The sequence below is a fragment of the Pacificoceanicola niger genome (assembly GCF_048553275.1).
GTDB lineage: Bacteria > Pseudomonadota > Alphaproteobacteria > Rhodobacterales > Rhodobacteraceae > Pacificoceanicola.
Genome location: NZ_JBLZMW010000001.1, coordinates 205022 through 220916 on the forward strand (window position 1 = coordinate 205022; position 15895 = coordinate 220916).

A 15895-nucleotide genomic window follows, 5' to 3' on the forward strand; every position below is an offset into this window, starting at 1 on the left:
AGTTGGCTAAGGGAAGAGCGGGCTTGCGCCCGCTCTTTTCTTTTGTGCAAAAGGGACGTCGGAAAGGACCTGTCATGCAGCCCGTCACCCCTGAGGACATAGCCGCTCTTTTTGCCCAGGCGCAGAGCCTGCAGGCATCCGGGCAATCCGCCAAGGCGCGTGATGCCTTTGAACGGATCGTCGCGGCAGATCCGGACCACGCCCCGGCTCATGCCTTCCTGTCGACCATCGCATTCGAGGATGGCGATCTTCCGGGATTCCTGTTCCATACCGACGCGGCCTTGAGGCTGGCACCACAGGCGCTCAAGCTCTGGCAAGCGGCCGCAAGCCGGTTCGAACGCACAGGGCAGACCGAGCGCGCGCTCGCAGCCTATGATCATATGATCGCGCAGGATCCGAAAGCCATTGGTCCCAAGGCCGACAAGGCACGGTTCCTTCAGGCTCTCGGCCAGTTTGACGAGGCGGGCGACATTCTGCGCAAGCTGCTCAAGCGCCATCCGAACCAGGCGGAATTGTACCGCATTCACATGGGGGCCACGAAGGCGAAAAAGGGCGATCCGCTGGTGCGCCAGATGATCAAGCTGTGGAACAATCCGCGTCTGAATGACGCCGGGCGGATGCATCTTGGCTTTGCCCTGGCCAAGGCGATGGAAGAGCAGGGCGAGACAGACAAGGTCTTCCCGTTTCTCACCCGCGCCAATGCCGCGCAGCTCCGGCTCGCGCCTGTCGATCCCAAGGCGAAGGACCGCGAAATCGCCGCTGTGTTGAAAGCGCAGGAGGGGGATCTGACGCCGCAGGGCGCGCCGCTCGATCCGCGTCCGGTCTTTGTCACCGGCATGCCCCGCTCTGGCACGACGCTTGTCGAACAGATCATTGCCGCGCACAGCCAGGCGCGCGCGGGCGGCGAGATGGTTCATGCACTCAAACAGGCCTACGCCCGGTTTGGGGCTGCCGAAGCCATGCGCCCGATTGCCGATGCCTCGACCGAAACCCTGCAGGACTACGCCGCGCATTACCTGCGCCTTGCGTGCCGGGACAGCGGCGCAAACACCGGCGTGATCACCGACAAGGCGATCCAGAGTTACATGATTTTTGGCCTGATCCACCGCGCCATGCCCGGCGCGCGGATTATCGTGGTCCACCGCGACCCGCGTGATATCGCGCTGTCGATCTATCGCAATTTCTTCGCGCTCGGCACCCACCGCTACGCCAGCGATCTCGCGGAGGTCGCGCATGAAATCAAACGCTTCCGTCGGACCGTCCAATATTGGAAAACGCGGCTTCCCGGCGTATTGCACGAGGTGCGCTATGAGGCCCTGGTCTCTGATCCGGAGCCACAGGCTCGTGCGTTGATCGCCGCGGCGGGGTTGGAGTGGGAGCCGCAATGCCTCGACTTCCACCTCGCGAAAGGCGCGGTTCAGACGCTGAGCCTGGCTCAGGTGCGACAGCCGATTCACGCAGGACGGCGCGAGGCGTGGCGAAAATATGAAAAAGACCTGCAACCATTCCTGACCGCATGGGGAGATGACCCTTGGGACTGACCGAGATTGAAACCCGTATCGAACAGGCCTGCATCGAAGCCGGCCGCGCCCGCGCCGATGTGCAGCTGATTGCCGTAAGCAAGGTGCAGCCGAACGCGCGCGTGGAGGCGGTGCTGAACGCGGGCCATCGCCTGTTTGGCGAGAACAAGGTGCAGGAAGCGGCGGGCAAGTGGCCGGACTTCAAGACGCAGTTCGACGACATCCACGTTCACCTCATCGGCCCGCTGCAGAGCAACAAGACCCGACAGGCCATGGAGCTTTTCGACGCGATCCACACCGTGGACCGGCCAAAGCTGGCGAAAACCATCGCGCGTCTGGCGCAGGAGCTGGGCGAGTGTCCGGAGCTTTTTGTGCAGGTGAATACCGGCGAAGAGCCGCAAAAGGCGGGCGTCACCCCGGCCGAGGCCGACGCATTCATCAAGGACTGCCGCGCGCTCGACCTGCCGATCAAGGGGCTGATGTGCATCCCGCCCGTGGAAGAGACCCCGTCGCTGCATTTTGCTCTTCTTGGCAAGATCGCAGAGCGCAACGGTCTGGCGAGCCTCTCGATGGGGATGAGCAGTGATTTCGAGCAGGCCATCGCCTTCGGGGCGACGCATATCCGCGTGGGCTCTGCCATCTTCGGCGAGCGGACCCACGACTGAGCACTGCGCGGATCGGTCCAGATTGCGCCGAACATAAGCCCAGTCTACGCTGCCGGTCATGGCCATTCCCGTCGAAACATTCCGCCTCCGTCCCAACGCCCAAGGCACGCTTCAGGCGCGCATTCAGCAGATGGTCGCCGAGGGCATCCTGTCCGGACGCTTCCGTCCGGGCGAAAAACTGCCGTCTTCTCGTGGGCTTGCGCAGCATCTGGGCGTAAGCCGGATCACCGTGACGCTGGCGTACACGGAACTGCTGGCCAATGATTACCTGACTTCGCGCGGGCGCTCGGGGTACTTCGTAAGCGACAACGCTCCACAGCCACCGGATTTCGGGCCACTCGCGCCACGGCGTGACACGGTTGACTGGACCCGCGCAATTGCGCAGCGGTTTTCCAATGGTCCGCGCCTTGGTATGGACAAGCCTCAGGATTGGGCGAGTTTCCGGTTTCCGTTCATCTACGGGCAGGCCGATCCGAAGCTTTTTGATCACGCAAACTGGCGGCTTTGCGCGACGCAGGCCCTCGGCGCGCGGGACTTCATGGCGCTGACGCAGGATCAGTTCGACATGGACGATCCGGAGCTTGTCAGCTTCATCGCGCGGCACACCCTGCCGCGCCGGGGCATTCAGGCGGGACCCGAGGAAATCCTGATTACCCTTGGTGCGCAGAATGCCCTCTGGATCTCGGCGCAGATCCTCGCTGCGCGGGGGCGGCGGGTGGCGATCGAGAACCCCTGCTATCCGGCGATGCGCGAAATCTTGCGACAGTGCGGCGCACAGGTCAGTGCGGTCGATGTCGATCAGGAGGGGCTGCCGCCGGCGGCGATCCCGCAGGACACGCAGGTCATCTTTACCACGCCGAGCCACCAGTGCCCGACCTCCGCGACATTGCCGCTGAGACGACGGGAGGCCATGCTTGCCAAGGCATCGGAGCTTGATGCGCTCATCGTCGAGGATGATTACGAGTTCGAGATGTCCTTTCTCAAACCCCCAAGCCCCGCCCTCAAGAGCCTCGATCAGGAGGGGCGGGTGATCTATGTCGGCAGCTTCTCCAAATCGCTGTTTCCGGGGCTGCGCCTTGGATATCTCGTTGGTTCCGCGCCGTTCATCCGGGAGGCGCGGGCGCTTCGGGCCAGCACCCTGCGCCACCCGCCCGGACACATCCAGCGTACCGCTGCCTACTATCTGAGCCTTGGTCATTACGATGCCCAGATCCGCCGCATGGGGCGCGCGCTGGGGGAGCGGCGCAAGGTCATGGAGCAGGCGATTGCCGCCCATGGGCTGGAGATCGCGGGCAAGGGCGCGCATGGCGGATCCAGCATCTGGATGGTGGCGCCGGAGGGTGTGGACAGCCGCACTCTCGCCGCGGACTTGCGCAAGCACAGTGTGCTGATCGAGCCGGGAACCCCTTTCTTTGACGGCGATGCGCCGCCACGCCATTACTACCGCCTTGGGTATAGTTCGATCCCGTCTGAGCGCATCGAAGAGGGCATTGCACGGATCGCGGCGGCGCTTGCGCCTTTCTCTCAGCCGGGCTAACCCGAACCCCATGAGGATTATTCGAGATTATCAGTACGTCCGCCCCGAAGATCGCGGCGCCAGCGTGGCCATCGGCAACTTCGACGGGGTGCACCTTGGTCATCAGGCGGTGATTGACCTCGCGCGCAACGCCGCGCCCGAGGCCCGTTTGGGTGTGCTGACTTTTGAGCCGCATCCGCGTGAGTATTTCGCGCCTGATGCGCCGCCCTTTCGTCTTATGAGCGCCGAGGCGCGCGCCTCCCGGCTTGAGAAGCTTGGGGTGGAGCGGCTTTATCAGTTGAATTTCAACACGGCGCTTGCCTCCCTGACGCCGCGCGACTTTGCACAGCGGGTGATCTGTGACGGGCTGGGTCTGACTCATGTGGTGATCGGCTCGGATTTCTGTTTTGGCAAGGGGCGTGCCGGGACGGTGTCCGACCTCAAGGGCTTTGGCGAGGAAATGGGTTTTGGCGTGACCGTTGCCGAGCTTCTGGAGACCGGCGGGCAGGAAATTTCCTCAACCGGGATTCGCGCGGCACTCAGCGAGGGGCGTCCGCGCGATGCGGCTGCGGGGCTTGGTCATTGGCACCGGATCGAGGGCGAAGTGATCGGCGGAGAGCAGCGCGGCCGCGTGCTGGGCTATCCCACCGCGAACATGAGCATCGACGGGCTGCACCGGCCAGCATTCGGTGTCTATGCCGTGTTGGTCGAGGTGATGGACGGGCGGCACAAGGGGCAGTATTTCGGTGCGGCCTCTGTCGGAGTGCGGCCGATGTTCGATGGGCAGTTTCCCAATATCGAAACCTTCCTCTTTGATTTCACGGGCGATCTCTACGGGGCGACACTGTCCGTCGGGCTCGTGGACTATCTGCGACCGGAACTGAAGTTTGACAACCTTGAGACGCTGATCGCGCAGATGGACGCGGATTGCGCCAAGGCGCGCGAGATTCTGAGTGCGCTATGACCGAGCGCGACGATCCCATCGACCGCAAGGGGCTGTCTCCGCGTTTCTGGGAGCGCAAGAAACTCACGGATATGAATCCGCAGGAGTGGGAGGCGCTGTGTGACGGCTGTGGCAAATGCTGCCTCAACAAGCTGGAAGATGAAGACACCGGCGAGGTTGCGCTGACCCGTGTCGCCTGCCGTTTGTTCGACGACACGACCTGCCGCTGTGCACATTATTCGATTCGCCATCAGTTCGTACCGGAATGCATCGTGATGAAGCCGTCGAACATTGATCAGCACGCTTACTGGATGCCCGAGACCTGCGCCTACAAACGCCTGTACCAGGGCAGGAGCCTGCCGCACTGGCACCCGCTGCTGACCGGTACGCCCGAGAGCGTTCACGCGGCGGGCGTTTCCATGCAGCATCGTACAGTCGCAGAGTTCGAGGTCTCGGACGAGGACTGGGACGACCACATCATCGAAGAACCCTTGGGAGACACGCCATGAATTTCGCATCCGACAACGGCGGGCCAGTGCATCCGACTGTCATCGAGGCGCTGGCGCGGGCCAATGACGGCTATGCCATGGGCTATGGGAACGATCCGCTGACCGCCGAGGTCACGCAACAGATCCGGGCGCTGTTCGAGGCGCCGGACGCGGCGGTCTATTTTGTCGGGCTTGGCACCGCCGGCAACGTGTTGGCGCTTTCGACGCTTGTACAGCCTTTCGATACGGTGTTCTGCACGCCGATGGCCCATATCAACGTGGATGAGTGCAATGCGCCGGAGTTCTATACCGGCGGTGCCAAGCTGACGCTGGTGCCGGGAGGGGATGTGATGACGCCCGAGGCGCTGCATGCGGCGATCGCCGGGGAAGAGACGCGCGGTGTGCACGGTCCTCAGCGCGGCGCGGTGTCGATCACCAATGTCACCGAAGAGGGCAACGTCTATTCGCTGGATCAAATCGAGGCGCTCTGTGACGTGGCCAAGAGCTTTGATTTGCCGGTGCATCTGGACGGGGCGCGAATGGCGAACGCCTGCGTTGCGCTTGGCTGTACGCCTGCGGAGATGACCTGGAAGCGCGGCGTGGACGTTGCGGTGTTCGGGGGGACGAAGAACGGGCTGATGGGGGTTGAGGCCGTGGTCTTGTTCGATCCCAAGAAGGCCTGGGAGTTCGAACTGCGGCGCAAGCGGGCGGCGCAGCTCTATTCGAAACATCGCTACCTCTCCGCGCAGATGCAGGCCTATCTTGCGCGCGATCTGTGGTGGGACATGGCCGCCCACGCCAACGCCGCAGGCGCCAAGATGCGTGCCGGCCTTGAGGCGGCAGGACTTGCGATCGTCAACGACACGCAGGCCAATATGGTATTCTTTCGTGCCACCGGCGCACAGCACAAGGCATTGAAATCGCAGGGTGCGGTTTATCATATCTACGATGCGGAGCCGCAGAGCGACACCGATATCGCGATTGGCCGGTTGGTCTGTGACTGGTCCATGACCGACGACGCTGTCGAGCAGTTCCTGTCGCTTCTGCCGTCGCTGACGTAGGGCGGGGGCTCTGCCCCGCACCCGCGCCGGGTTCTGGCTCAGTTCAGTTGGAAATGCAGCGCATAGCTGCCGTCCTCGAAGGCCCCGAAAAGATCCGGCACGTCCGGGTGATCCACTGGCTCGCCGGAATAATCCGCAACCAGGTTCTGTTCGGACACATAGGCTACGTAAAAGCTCTGATCGTTCTCCGCCAGCAGGTGGTAGAACGGCTGCTGCTTTTTCGGGCGCGATTCTTCGGGGATGGCCTGATACCATTCTTCGGTGTTGGAAAACTGCGGATCCACGTCGAAAACCACGCCGCGGAACGGGTGCTTGCGGTGGCGGACAACTTGCCCAAGATGATATTTTGCGCGTTCGCGGATCATGACATACCTCTCGGAGTCCATCTAATTCCAAAAATGGCAAAGAGTCCAACTTTCGGACACAATCCCGCCGGAAACACTCTGTGAAGCGGTTACCAACAGTCTGTAAGAAAATAGCCAAATTTTGCGAATTTCAAGCCTTTCCCTACAGGCAGTTTCGCGCCGAAGGGAAGGTCCAAACCCGCGGAAATGTCATTTCATCCACAGCCGCAATCGGCTAGACTGTCAGGAAAAGACCAACAAAAGACCAAAAAACAAAAGCGAGAGGCAGATGAGCAAGTGGCTTCGCGCGTTGGTGATCGTTCTTCTGGCCGCCTCCTGTGGGGGCGGCGGTAAAGGATCGGCGCCACGCGATCTCGACAATGCATGTTCGATTCTAGAGCAGCGTCGCGGCTATATGTCCGCGTTCCGTGCGACCGAGCGAAAGTGGGGCGTGCCGGTGCACGTTCAGATGGCGACCATCTATCAGGAAAGCAAATTCGTGCCGGATGCGCGGACGCCGTTGCGATACACCCTCGGGGTGATTCCCGTCGGGCGCCAAAGCTCGGCCTACGGGTATAGCCAGGCGCTGGACGGCACATGGGACGAATACCTCAGGGAGACCGGCAACCGCCGGGCGCGGCGAGACAATATTCGCGATGCGACGGACTTCATGGGTTGGTACATGGTGCAGTCGCGCGATCAGCTTGGTATCCCGCTGGCGGATGCGCGCAATCACTACCTTGCCTATCACGAGGGGCGCACGGGCTATCGCCGGGGCAGCTACAACGCCAAGTCCTGGCTGCTGCGGGTCTCCTCCGAAGTGGGTGAGCGGGCGCTTGTGTACGAGCGTCAGCTGCGGTCCTGCCGGAACGCGCGATAAGGCCGGGCAGGCCGCGCCCGTCGCGGCTTGCATTCCGGCGGCTCTGTGGTAACTCCCTGCGGGTCCAGTCCGGAGAGGTGAGATGCAAGAGCTGCGCGACAAATATATTTCCGCCATTGGAGACGCCGCCGACGAGGCCGGGCTGGAGGCCCTCCGCCTCGCGGCCGTGGGCAAGAAGGGCGAGATCAGCCTGAAAATGCGCGAGCTGGGCAAGATGTCGCCCGAAGAGCGGCAGGTCGCCGGACCCGCGCTGAACGCGCTCAAGGATGAAATCAACGCCGCGCTGTCCGCCAAGAAGGCTGCGCTGGGCGATGCGGCGCTGAACGAGCGGCTTAAGGCCGAGTGGCTTGATGTCACCCTGCCGCCGCGGGCCATGCGCACGGGCACTATTCACCCGGTCAGCCAGGTGACCGAAGAGGTTACGGCGATCTTTGCCGACATGGGCTTTGCCGTGGCCGAGGGGCCGCAGGTCGACAGCGACTGGTACAACTTCGATGCGCTGAACATTCCCGGCCATCACCCGGCGCGCGCGGAGATGGACACGTTCTATATGCACCGCGCCGAGGGCGACGAGCGTCCGCCGCACGTGTTGCGCACACACACTTCCCCGGTGCAGATCCGCCATATGGAGGCGCATGGCGCGCCGTGCCGGATCATCTGTCCGGGCCGGGTGTATCGCGCAGATTACGACCAGACCCACACCCCGATGTTCCATCAGGTTGAAGGCCTCGCCATCGACAAGGACATCTCCATGGCCAACCTCAAATGGGTGCTGGAGGAGTTCTTTGCGGCCTTTTTCGAGATCGACGGCATCAAGACCCGTTTCCGCGCCTCTCACTTCCCCTTCACGGAGCCATCCGCCGAAGTGGATATCCAGTGCTCTTGGGAAGAAGGTCAGCTGAAAATCGGTGAAGGGGACGGCTGGCTCGAAGTGCTTGGCTCCGGCATGGTGCATCCCAAGGTGCTGAGCGCCGCCGGGGTCGATCCGGACGCGTGGCAAGGGTTTGCCTTTGGCATGGGGATCGACCGCATCGCGATGCTGAAATACGGCATTCCGGATCTGAGGGCGTTCTTTGACTCGGATCTGCGGTGGCTGAAGCACTATGGCTTTGCCTCGCTGGATGTGCCGACCTTGCACGGTGGTCTCAGCCGCTAAGCTTTTCTGTGACGGACCTCGCTGCGCCTGCGCGCGGCGATAAACCCATGAACATTAGGTCGCAAAGACGGTTCCCAGGCTCCGCGCTGTCCTTGGGCCCTGTACCACAAAGGGAGCTGATGCTGCAAACACGCACCATGCGGTCCCTGTGTGCTGCTGCGACGGCTTGGCAGATGGAACGGAAAGGACATTTTGCATGACCCTCTTTTCCCACGAAAATCGTCAGAAGACCCCCGAGACCCGGCGTATTTTTGCCGCTTTCGAGATCGCCCACACGTTGGTCGATTTCACCGCGGCAATTTGCTTTCTGATCGGATCGATCCTGTTTTTCTGGAAGGCCTATGAGACACCGGCCATCTGGCTGTTCGTCATCGGCTCGTTCTTTTTCGCCATGAAGCCAACGCTGAAGCTGATCCGTGAACTCAAGCTTGCAGCCATGGGTGATGCAGAGGATCTTGCCGACCGGTATGAGCCTTGATCGGATGATCCAAGGCCGGAGCGAATGGAGTTTCTGCCGCCTGGCCGGGGCCTGGCCGTCCGCCGCCAGCCTGCTCTGCGGCGCGGTCCAATCCGAGGGTTTGCGTTTTCCGCGGTCCGGATGGCTGGCTTGGCCTTTTCTCTGCGGGGGTGTTCCGGTATGGACAGCGCCAACGTCACGAGCCCGGGATTTTTGGCATGAAGTTCACTCTCTCTTGGTTGAAAGAGCACCTCGACACCAGCGCATCGGTCGATCAGATCTCCGAGGCGCTGACTGACCTTGGACTGGAGGTCGAAGGCGTTGAAAACCCTGCCGAAAAACTGAAGGCCTTTACTCTGGCCAAGGTTGTTCACGCAGAGCAGCATCCGGACGCCGACCGCTTGCGTGTGTGCCGGGTGATGACAGACGAGGGCGAAAAGCAGATCGTTTGCGGCGCGCCGAATGCGCGGGAGGGGATCACGGTGGTCCTCGCCAAGCCGGGCGACTATGTGCCGGGGATCAACGTGACGCTGTCCGTGGGCAATATCCGGGGCGTAGAATCGCACGGCATGATGGCATCCGAGCGCGAGCTGGAACTATCGGATGAGCACACAGGCATCATCGAGCTGCCGTCGGGTGACGTGGGTCAGCGCTTCATCGACTGGCTGGCACAGAATGATCCGGCAAAGGTCGATCCGGTCATAGAGATCGCCATCACGCCGAACCGCCCCGATGCGCTTGGCGTCCATGGCGTTGCGCGCGACCTTGCGGCGCGTGGGTTGGGGACGCTCAAGCCGCTGAGAGAGCATGGCGTTTCCGGCTCGTTCCCCTGTCCGATCAAGGTGACAATCGACGCGGACACCGCCGGCGAGGGCGGGTGCCATGTGTTTGCCGGCCGGATGATCCGGGGGGTGCAGAATGGGCCGAGCCCGGCGTGGTTGCAGGATCGGTTGCGGGCAATCGGGCTGCGTCCGATTTCGAAGCTTGTGGACGTGACCAACTTTTTCACCTTCGACCGCAACCGCCCGTTGCACGTCTTCGACGCGGCAAAGGTGCAGGGTGATCTGCGCATTCACCGCGCCGAGGCCGGTCAAACCCTCGTTGGTCTCGACGAGAAGATCTATACCTTCAGCGCCGGGGAGGTGGTGATTTCCGACGAGAAAGGCATTGAATCCATCGGTGGCATCATGGGCGGCCTGGAGACGGGCTGCACCGAGGAGACGACCGATGTCTTCCTTGAGGCGGCGTTCTGGGACAACATTCAGATCGCCACGACGGGCCGCGCGCTGAAGATCAATTCCGATGCGCGCTACCGCAATGAGCGTGGCATTGATCCGGGCTACAACATGCAGGCGATGGAGGATGCGACCCAGATGATCCTCGACCTGTGTGGCGGCGAGGTTTCCGATGTTGTGGTCGCGGGGCAGGTGCCGGATGTAAGCCGGTCGTACAAGCTCGACGCGAAGCGGGTCATTTCGCTCGTTGGGATGGAGATCCCCGAGAGCGAGCAGCGTCAGACCCTGACCGCGCTGGGCTTTCGGATGGAAGGCAATATGGCGCATGTGCCGAGCTGGCGTCCGGATGTGCTTGGCGAGGCGGACCTCGTTGAGGAAGTTGCGCGTGTCGCATCGTTGACAAAGCTGCAGGGCAAGCCGCTGCCGCGGATCACTACGGGCGTGCCGCGCCCGATCCTGTCGCCGATCCAGAAGCGGGAGCAGATCGCCCGCAGAACCAGCGCCGCTCTTGGGTACAACGAATGCGTCACATATTCCTTCATCGACCGTGCTGCGGCGGCGCTGTTCGGCGGCGGCGACGACGCGACCATGCTCGCAAACCCGATCAGCAGCGAGATGAGCCATCTGCGCCCGTCGTTGCTGCCGGGTCTGCTGCAGGCGGCAGCACGCAATCAGGCGCGCGGCTTCAATGATCTGGCACTCTTCGAGGTCGGCGCGGCCTTCTCCGGTGGTGAGCCGGGCGAGCAGGGGATGCAAGTGGCTGGGATCCTTGTCGGAAACACCGGACCGAAGGATGTGCATGGCGCGTCGCGTCCCGTTGACCTGTTCGATGCCAAGGCCGACGCCGAGGCTATTCTGTCGGCCATGGGCGCCCCGGCCAAGATGCAGGTGATGCGCACGGGGCCGGAGTGGTGGCATCCCGGAAGGCACGGCGTTTTGTGTCTTGGGCCGAAGAAAGTCCTCGGGATCTATGGCGAGATCCATCCCAAGGTGCTGGCCGAGCTGGACGTCAAGGGGCCTGCGGTGGGCTACGTGCTCTTCCCGGAGGAGATCCCTGTGCCGCGCAAAACGGGCGCCACGCGCAAGGCGCTGCAAATCAGTGACCTGCAGCCGGTGGAGCGGGATTTTGCGTTCGTTGTGGACACGTCCGTGCAGGCGCTGGATCTGGTGAATGCCGCTCAGGGGGCGGACAAGGCTTTGATCGAAAGCGTGCGGGTGTTCGATGAGTTCGTGGGAGGATCCCTCGGCGATGGCAAGAAGAGCCTTGCGATAACCGTACGCATGCAGCCGACCGATAAGACCCTGAAAGAAAAAGATATCGAGGCCGTTGGCGCGAAGATCGTCGAAAAGGTCCAGAAGGCGACGGGTGGCACGCTGCGCGGGTAACGCGCAGGTCGCCCGCTGACCTGGCGGCAAGTGTTCAGAGGGGCGCACGCTGATTGATGGAGCCCGCGCCCCTTTTGTATGGCGGTGCCCCGGGAATTTGGACAATGGCCGCGTCGCTTGGACCAACCGGCCGCCGGTTCACGAGGATCGATACAGGATACTTGATCTTTCCAACCCGCGCATTCAGGCGCGCGTCGATGTCCCTCTTAGATGCGCCACTGTCGCAATCATCCGCGAATGCAATCCGGCATTAACCCTTAAAACGGCGGTGAAGCCGGACATTGCCCGGGATCAGTGCGCGGTTGCTAATTCGTCAAAGGCGGCGAGCGCCTTGCCCGCGTACATCAGGCCGGGGCCGCCAGACATCTGGATGGCGGTTCCGAGCGCCTCGGCAACCTCGTCCCGAGTCGCTCCCGCGCGTATGCAGGCCCCAACGTGGCTGTTGATGCAATCCTCGCAGCGCAATGCGACGGCGATCCCCAGCGCGATAAGCTCTTTTTGCTTGTGCGACAGGGCGCCATCAGGACTCGCGGCCTGCTCCATCTGGACAAAGCCGCCGAAGGTTTCGGGGATTGCCTTGCGTAGAACCCGCAGATTATTGCGGGTTTCAGTGAGTTTTTCGGCGTAGAACATATTGCGCTCCTGAGATGTGTTTGCCGTTCAAGACCACGATTTCCACACTGCGGCTTTGAGATGGATCAAGCTTCGGATCTGCAAAAGCCCTGACGTCGCCACGCAGGAAAAGGCCCCGTCAACTGCTGCGGGGCCTTGAGCTTTTTCTTGGTTCAGAGAGCTGCGGGCCAGCGCGCCCGCACCGCCCGTCAGCCGAGAAGCCGTCTTGCGATCACTTGCGCCTGGATCTCACCGTTCAGGCGAGGCGAACGCTCCCCCGGAGCATTCGCGACATCGTCACCCAAGGAGCCTGCGTGCAATCACCTGCGCTTGAATCTCGCCTGCACCCTCGAAGATGTTGAGAATGCGGGCGTCACAGAGGATCCGGGAAACCGTGTATTCCAGCGCAAACCCATTGCCACCGTGGATCTGCAGCGCGTTGTCGGCCGCCGCCCAGGCGACGCGGGCACCGAGCAGCTTGGCCATGCCAGCCTCCAGATCGCAGCGGCGGCCGTGATCCTTTTCCCATGCGGAGAAATAGGTGAGCTGGCGGGCGATCATGATCTCGACGGCCATCATGGCGAGCTTGCCGGACACGCGCGGGAAGGCGATGAGCGACTTGCCGAACTGCTTGCGGTCCTGCGCGTATTTCATGCCGACATCGAGCGCCGATTGCGCCACGCCGATGGCACGGGCAGCAGTCTGGATGCGGGCGCTTTCGAAGGTCTCCATGAGCTGTTTGAAGCCCTTGCCTTCCTCGCCGCCGAGCAGGTTTTCGCCCTTCACGTGGAAATTGTCGAAGCCCAGCTCGTATTCCTTCATGCCGCGATAGCCGAGCACTTCGATCTCACCGCCGGTCATGCCTTCGGTGGGGAAGGGGGCCTCGTCGGTGCCGGGCGTTTTCTCAGCGAGGAACATGCTGAGGCCCTTGTAGTCGCTGGTGTCCGGATCGGTCCGGGCGAGCAGGGTCATGACGTGCGTGCGGGCGGCGTGGGTGATCCAGGTCTTGTTTCCGGTGACCTTGTAGTCGCCGTTTTCATCCTTCACAGCTCGCGTGCGCAGCGCGCCAAGGTCGGAGCCGGTGTTGGGTTCGGTAAAGACGGCGGTGGGAAGTTTTTCACCGGTTGCGAAAGCCGGGAGCCACTTTTGCTTTTGCTCCTCGGTGCCGCCCGCGAGGATCAGTTCCGCAGCGATTTCGGAGCGCGTGCCGAGCGAGCCGACCCCGATGTAAGCGCGGGAGAGCTCCTCGGAGACGACGCACATGGACGCCTTCGACAGGCCGAAGCCGCCGTATTCTTCCGGGATGGTCAGACCGAAAACGCCCATCTCGGCGAGCTCGTTGACGACTTCCATCGGGATCAACTCGTCCTTGAGGTGCCATTCGTGGGCATAGGGCTCGACCTTGTCCACGGCATAGCGGCGAAATTGCTCGCGGATCATTTCGAGTTCTTCGTCTAGGCCGGATTTGCCCACCGTGATCTCGGCGCTTTGCTCTTCCATCAGCTCGACAAGGCGGGTGCGGGCGGCGATGGAATTGGCCTCGGTCATCAGTCTGGCGATGTCCGGAGTGTCGAGCACGGCGATATCCCCGGGCGCGAGGCCGAGGTCCGCAAGGCGCACGAACTCGCCCTGGTTCATCGGAATACCGCCCTTGATCTGGGCGAGGTATTCGCCAAAGCCGATTTGCAGGAGCAGCTGGTCGATTTCACCAAACACGCCCTTTTCGGTCTGGCGTTCAGCCCATTTCTGCATCTGGCGAAGGGACTCGAGGTAGGTGGCGAGCCAGGCAAGGCCATGGGCAACGGTCTGGTTCGCTTCGAGCAAGCTGCCCGAGACGCGCCCGCCCTCGCTGACCAGATCGCGCACACGGGTGCGGGCCGTTTCGAACACCTGATCGACCGGGGCAATCGCCGCACCGGTCAGGGCAAGCAGGTCGGGAAGAACGGTGCCCGCCGTCGGCGGGGTCTGTCCATCATGAGCCATTTTCACGTCCTCTTTCTTCTGTCCGGGGCTGGATAGCCATTTTGCAGGTGCAGCGCAACAAAAATACCGTGAGGCGCGACAAGTTGTTCAATTCTTGCGCGACCATGTGCCGTGACCCCGCGATGCGGGGTGGTTTTGCGCGCCAAGCCAAGTCTAGCATCAATACCGGGCCGTACCGTACGGTCCCGGGTGCCCGCCGGGCGATTTCCTGTTTCCGGTCTGCGCCATGACGCTGTAATGGGCAGTCATGGATATGATTTTGCCTGACCTCACGCCCGGCCTTTGGGTCGCTGCCCTTGGAATTGCTCTGCTGGCCGGTGTGGTCAAGGGCATGGTGGGCTTTGCCATGCCGATGATTCTGGTTTCCGGGCTTTCGAGTTTTCTGCCGCCACAGCTCGCGCTCGCCGGTTTGATCCTGCCGACGGTGGTGACGAACGGCATGCAAGCGCTGCGGCAGGGGCCGTCGGCGGCGGTGCAGTCGGTGCTGCGCTTCCGGCGGTTCCTATTGGTGGGGCTGGTCTGTTTGTTGGTCTCCTCGATGCTGGTTTCGATCCTGCCGACGCAGCTTTTCCTGCTGGCCATCGGGGTTCCGGTGGTGGGCTTCGTCCTGCTGCAACTGTCAGGGTGGTCGCCGAAGTTGGCGGCGGAAAATCCGCGCCTGGAGATGGGTGTCGGCGCGTTTGCCGGGTTCATCGGGGGTGTGTCCGGTGTCTGGGGGCCGCCGACGGTGGCCTATCTCACGGCACTTGGCACAGAAAAGCGCGAGCAGATGCGCATTCAGGGCGTGATTTACGGTCTTGGGGCGGTGGCGCTCTTTGCGGCGCATATCGTGTCGGGCATCCTCAATGCGCGCACGGTGTGGCTGTCGCTGGCGCTGCTGCCGCCTGCGGTAATCGGCATGTGGCTGGGCGGATTGGTGCAGGACCGGATTGACCAGACCGCGTTCCGAAAGGCGACGCTTGTTGTGCTGTTGGTGGCGGGATTGAACCTGTTGCGGCGCGCTGTGATGGGCTGAGCAGAGTTCACCTGTTTCAGAACGAATTGAACAAACTCGTGACATCGGCAATGCTGCGCCCATATGTGATCCAGAACGGCGGAGCGGACGGCATGGCGGATCAGGCACGGATCAGGGCAGAGTTCATCGAGACGGTCGGGCAGATCACCCAGTCCGAGAAACTGCCGCGCATTGCCGGGCGCATTCTCGGGCTGCTCATTTTCGATGGCGTGCCGGTGTCTTTCGGTGCGCTGGCCGATGAACTTCAGGTGAGTCGCGGTAGCGTGAGCACTGCAACGCGGACGCTGGAGGATCGCGGTCTGATTCGTCGCGTCGGGATGCCCGGCGAGCGGCAGGATTTTTTCCAGTTGGCCGACAATCCGTATCTGAACCTGATGCGGCATGTGAAGACCATGCTGGAGCGCAACTGCGAGACGGTGCGCGGCACGGCGGCGGCCATAGAAGACGAGGCGGCGCGCAAGCGGGTGCAGGATTTCGCGGACTTTTATCAATTGATGAGTGATTGGGCGGGGTCGTGTCTGCGTGACCTGACCGCAGGAAAGAAATGAATTCTTGCTGATCTGTGCATTCTTGCAGTCCGTTTGTTCATTTTGTTTTGAACAAAGTGGTTGAAGGCATGCCTGTGCGGCGTATC

General features: G+C 62.3%; 15 protein-coding genes. 12 read left to right on the forward strand and 3 right to left on the reverse strand.

The window, feature by feature from the left end:
- The first annotated feature begins 74 nt into the window (after positions 1-74).
- From ACN2XU_RS01030 to ACN2XU_RS01055, 6 genes are read left to right on the forward strand one after another with little or no spacing between them, the layout of a single operon-like run.
- On the forward strand, positions 75-1541 hold the full coding sequence (locus tag ACN2XU_RS01030) for a tetratricopeptide repeat-containing sulfotransferase family protein (protein WP_419408520.1): 1467 nt from the start codon (positions 75-77) through the stop codon (positions 1539-1541).
- On the forward strand, positions 1532-2185 hold the full coding sequence (locus tag ACN2XU_RS01035; RefSeq protein ID WP_419408521.1) for a YggS family pyridoxal phosphate-dependent enzyme: 654 nt from the start codon (positions 1532-1534) through the stop codon (positions 2183-2185). The genes ACN2XU_RS01030 and ACN2XU_RS01035 overlap by 10 nt, the downstream gene beginning before the upstream one ends.
- 58 nt (positions 2186-2243) lie before the next feature.
- Entirely contained in the window at positions 2244-3722 is a 1479-nt protein-coding gene (gene pdxR / locus ACN2XU_RS01040) for a MocR-like pyridoxine biosynthesis transcription factor PdxR (RefSeq protein WP_419408522.1), read from the forward strand.
- A 10-nt stretch (positions 3723-3732) separates the two neighbouring features.
- Positions 3733-4665, forward strand: coding sequence for a bifunctional riboflavin kinase/FAD synthetase (locus ACN2XU_RS01045; RefSeq protein ID WP_419408523.1), 933 nt, complete (start codon positions 3733-3735; stop codon positions 4663-4665).
- Complete coding sequence (locus ACN2XU_RS01050; protein WP_419408524.1) at positions 4662-5153, forward strand: YcgN family cysteine cluster protein; 492 nt, start codon at positions 4662-4664, stop codon at positions 5151-5153. Before ACN2XU_RS01045 ends, ACN2XU_RS01050 begins: the two co-directional genes overlap by 4 nt.
- Positions 5150-6193 (forward strand): threonine aldolase family protein, encoded by a 1044-nt coding sequence (locus tag ACN2XU_RS01055; protein ID WP_419408525.1) that lies wholly within the window; start codon positions 5150-5152, stop codon positions 6191-6193. The genes ACN2XU_RS01050 and ACN2XU_RS01055 overlap by 4 nt, the downstream gene beginning before the upstream one ends.
- A 38-nt stretch (positions 6194-6231) precedes the next feature.
- Here the strand turns inward: ACN2XU_RS01055 and hspQ are convergent, their stop codons facing one another.
- Positions 6232-6558, reverse strand: coding sequence for a heat shock protein HspQ (gene hspQ, locus ACN2XU_RS01060; RefSeq protein WP_419408526.1), 327 nt, complete (start codon positions 6556-6558; stop codon positions 6232-6234).
- A gap of 268 nt (positions 6559-6826) precedes the next feature.
- Here hspQ and ACN2XU_RS01065 point away from each other — a divergent pair, with 268 nt between their 5' ends.
- From ACN2XU_RS01065 to pheT, 4 genes are all read left to right on the forward strand, one after another.
- Positions 6827-7417, forward strand: coding sequence for a transglycosylase SLT domain-containing protein (locus ACN2XU_RS01065; protein WP_419408527.1), 591 nt, complete (start codon positions 6827-6829; stop codon positions 7415-7417).
- An 82-nt stretch (positions 7418-7499) separates the two neighbouring features.
- The gene (gene pheS, locus ACN2XU_RS01070) at positions 7500-8573 is read left to right on the forward strand and encodes a phenylalanine--tRNA ligase subunit alpha (RefSeq protein ID WP_419408528.1); all 1074 of its coding nucleotides are present in this window, start codon (positions 7500-7502) and stop codon (positions 8571-8573) included.
- Positions 8574-8769: 196 nt separating this feature from the next.
- A complete protein-coding gene (locus ACN2XU_RS01075; protein ID WP_419408529.1) occupies positions 8770-9051 on the forward strand; it encodes a YrhK family protein in 282 nt (93 codons plus the stop codon).
- Between the two features lie 197 nt (positions 9052-9248).
- Complete coding sequence (pheT, locus tag ACN2XU_RS01080) at positions 9249-11651, forward strand: phenylalanine--tRNA ligase subunit beta (protein WP_419408530.1); 2403 nt, start codon at positions 9249-9251, stop codon at positions 11649-11651.
- Between the two features lie 291 nt (positions 11652-11942).
- On the opposite strand, the gene ACN2XU_RS01085 is transcribed toward pheT, so the two are convergent.
- Together ACN2XU_RS01085 and ACN2XU_RS01090 are read right to left on the reverse strand one after the other, a co-directional pair.
- Positions 11943-12284: a carboxymuconolactone decarboxylase family protein gene (locus ACN2XU_RS01085; RefSeq protein ID WP_419408531.1), complete on the reverse strand. Its 342-nt coding sequence runs from the start codon at positions 12282-12284 to the stop codon at positions 11943-11945.
- A 276-nt stretch (positions 12285-12560) separates the two neighbouring features.
- Positions 12561-14246, reverse strand: a complete 1686-nt coding sequence (locus ACN2XU_RS01090; RefSeq protein ID WP_419408532.1) for an acyl-CoA dehydrogenase family protein — start codon at positions 14244-14246, stop codon at positions 12561-12563.
- Between the two features lie 247 nt (positions 14247-14493).
- Here ACN2XU_RS01090 and ACN2XU_RS01095 point away from each other — a divergent pair, with 247 nt between their 5' ends.
- On the forward strand, positions 14494-15261 hold the full coding sequence (locus tag ACN2XU_RS01095; protein ID WP_419408533.1) for a sulfite exporter TauE/SafE family protein: 768 nt from the start codon (positions 14494-14496) through the stop codon (positions 15259-15261).
- Positions 15262-15311: 50 nt separating this feature from the next.
- Positions 15312-15809 (forward strand): GbsR/MarR family transcriptional regulator, encoded by a 498-nt coding sequence (locus ACN2XU_RS01100; protein WP_419408534.1) that lies wholly within the window; start codon positions 15312-15314, stop codon positions 15807-15809.
- Positions 15810-15895 lie beyond the last annotated feature (86 nt).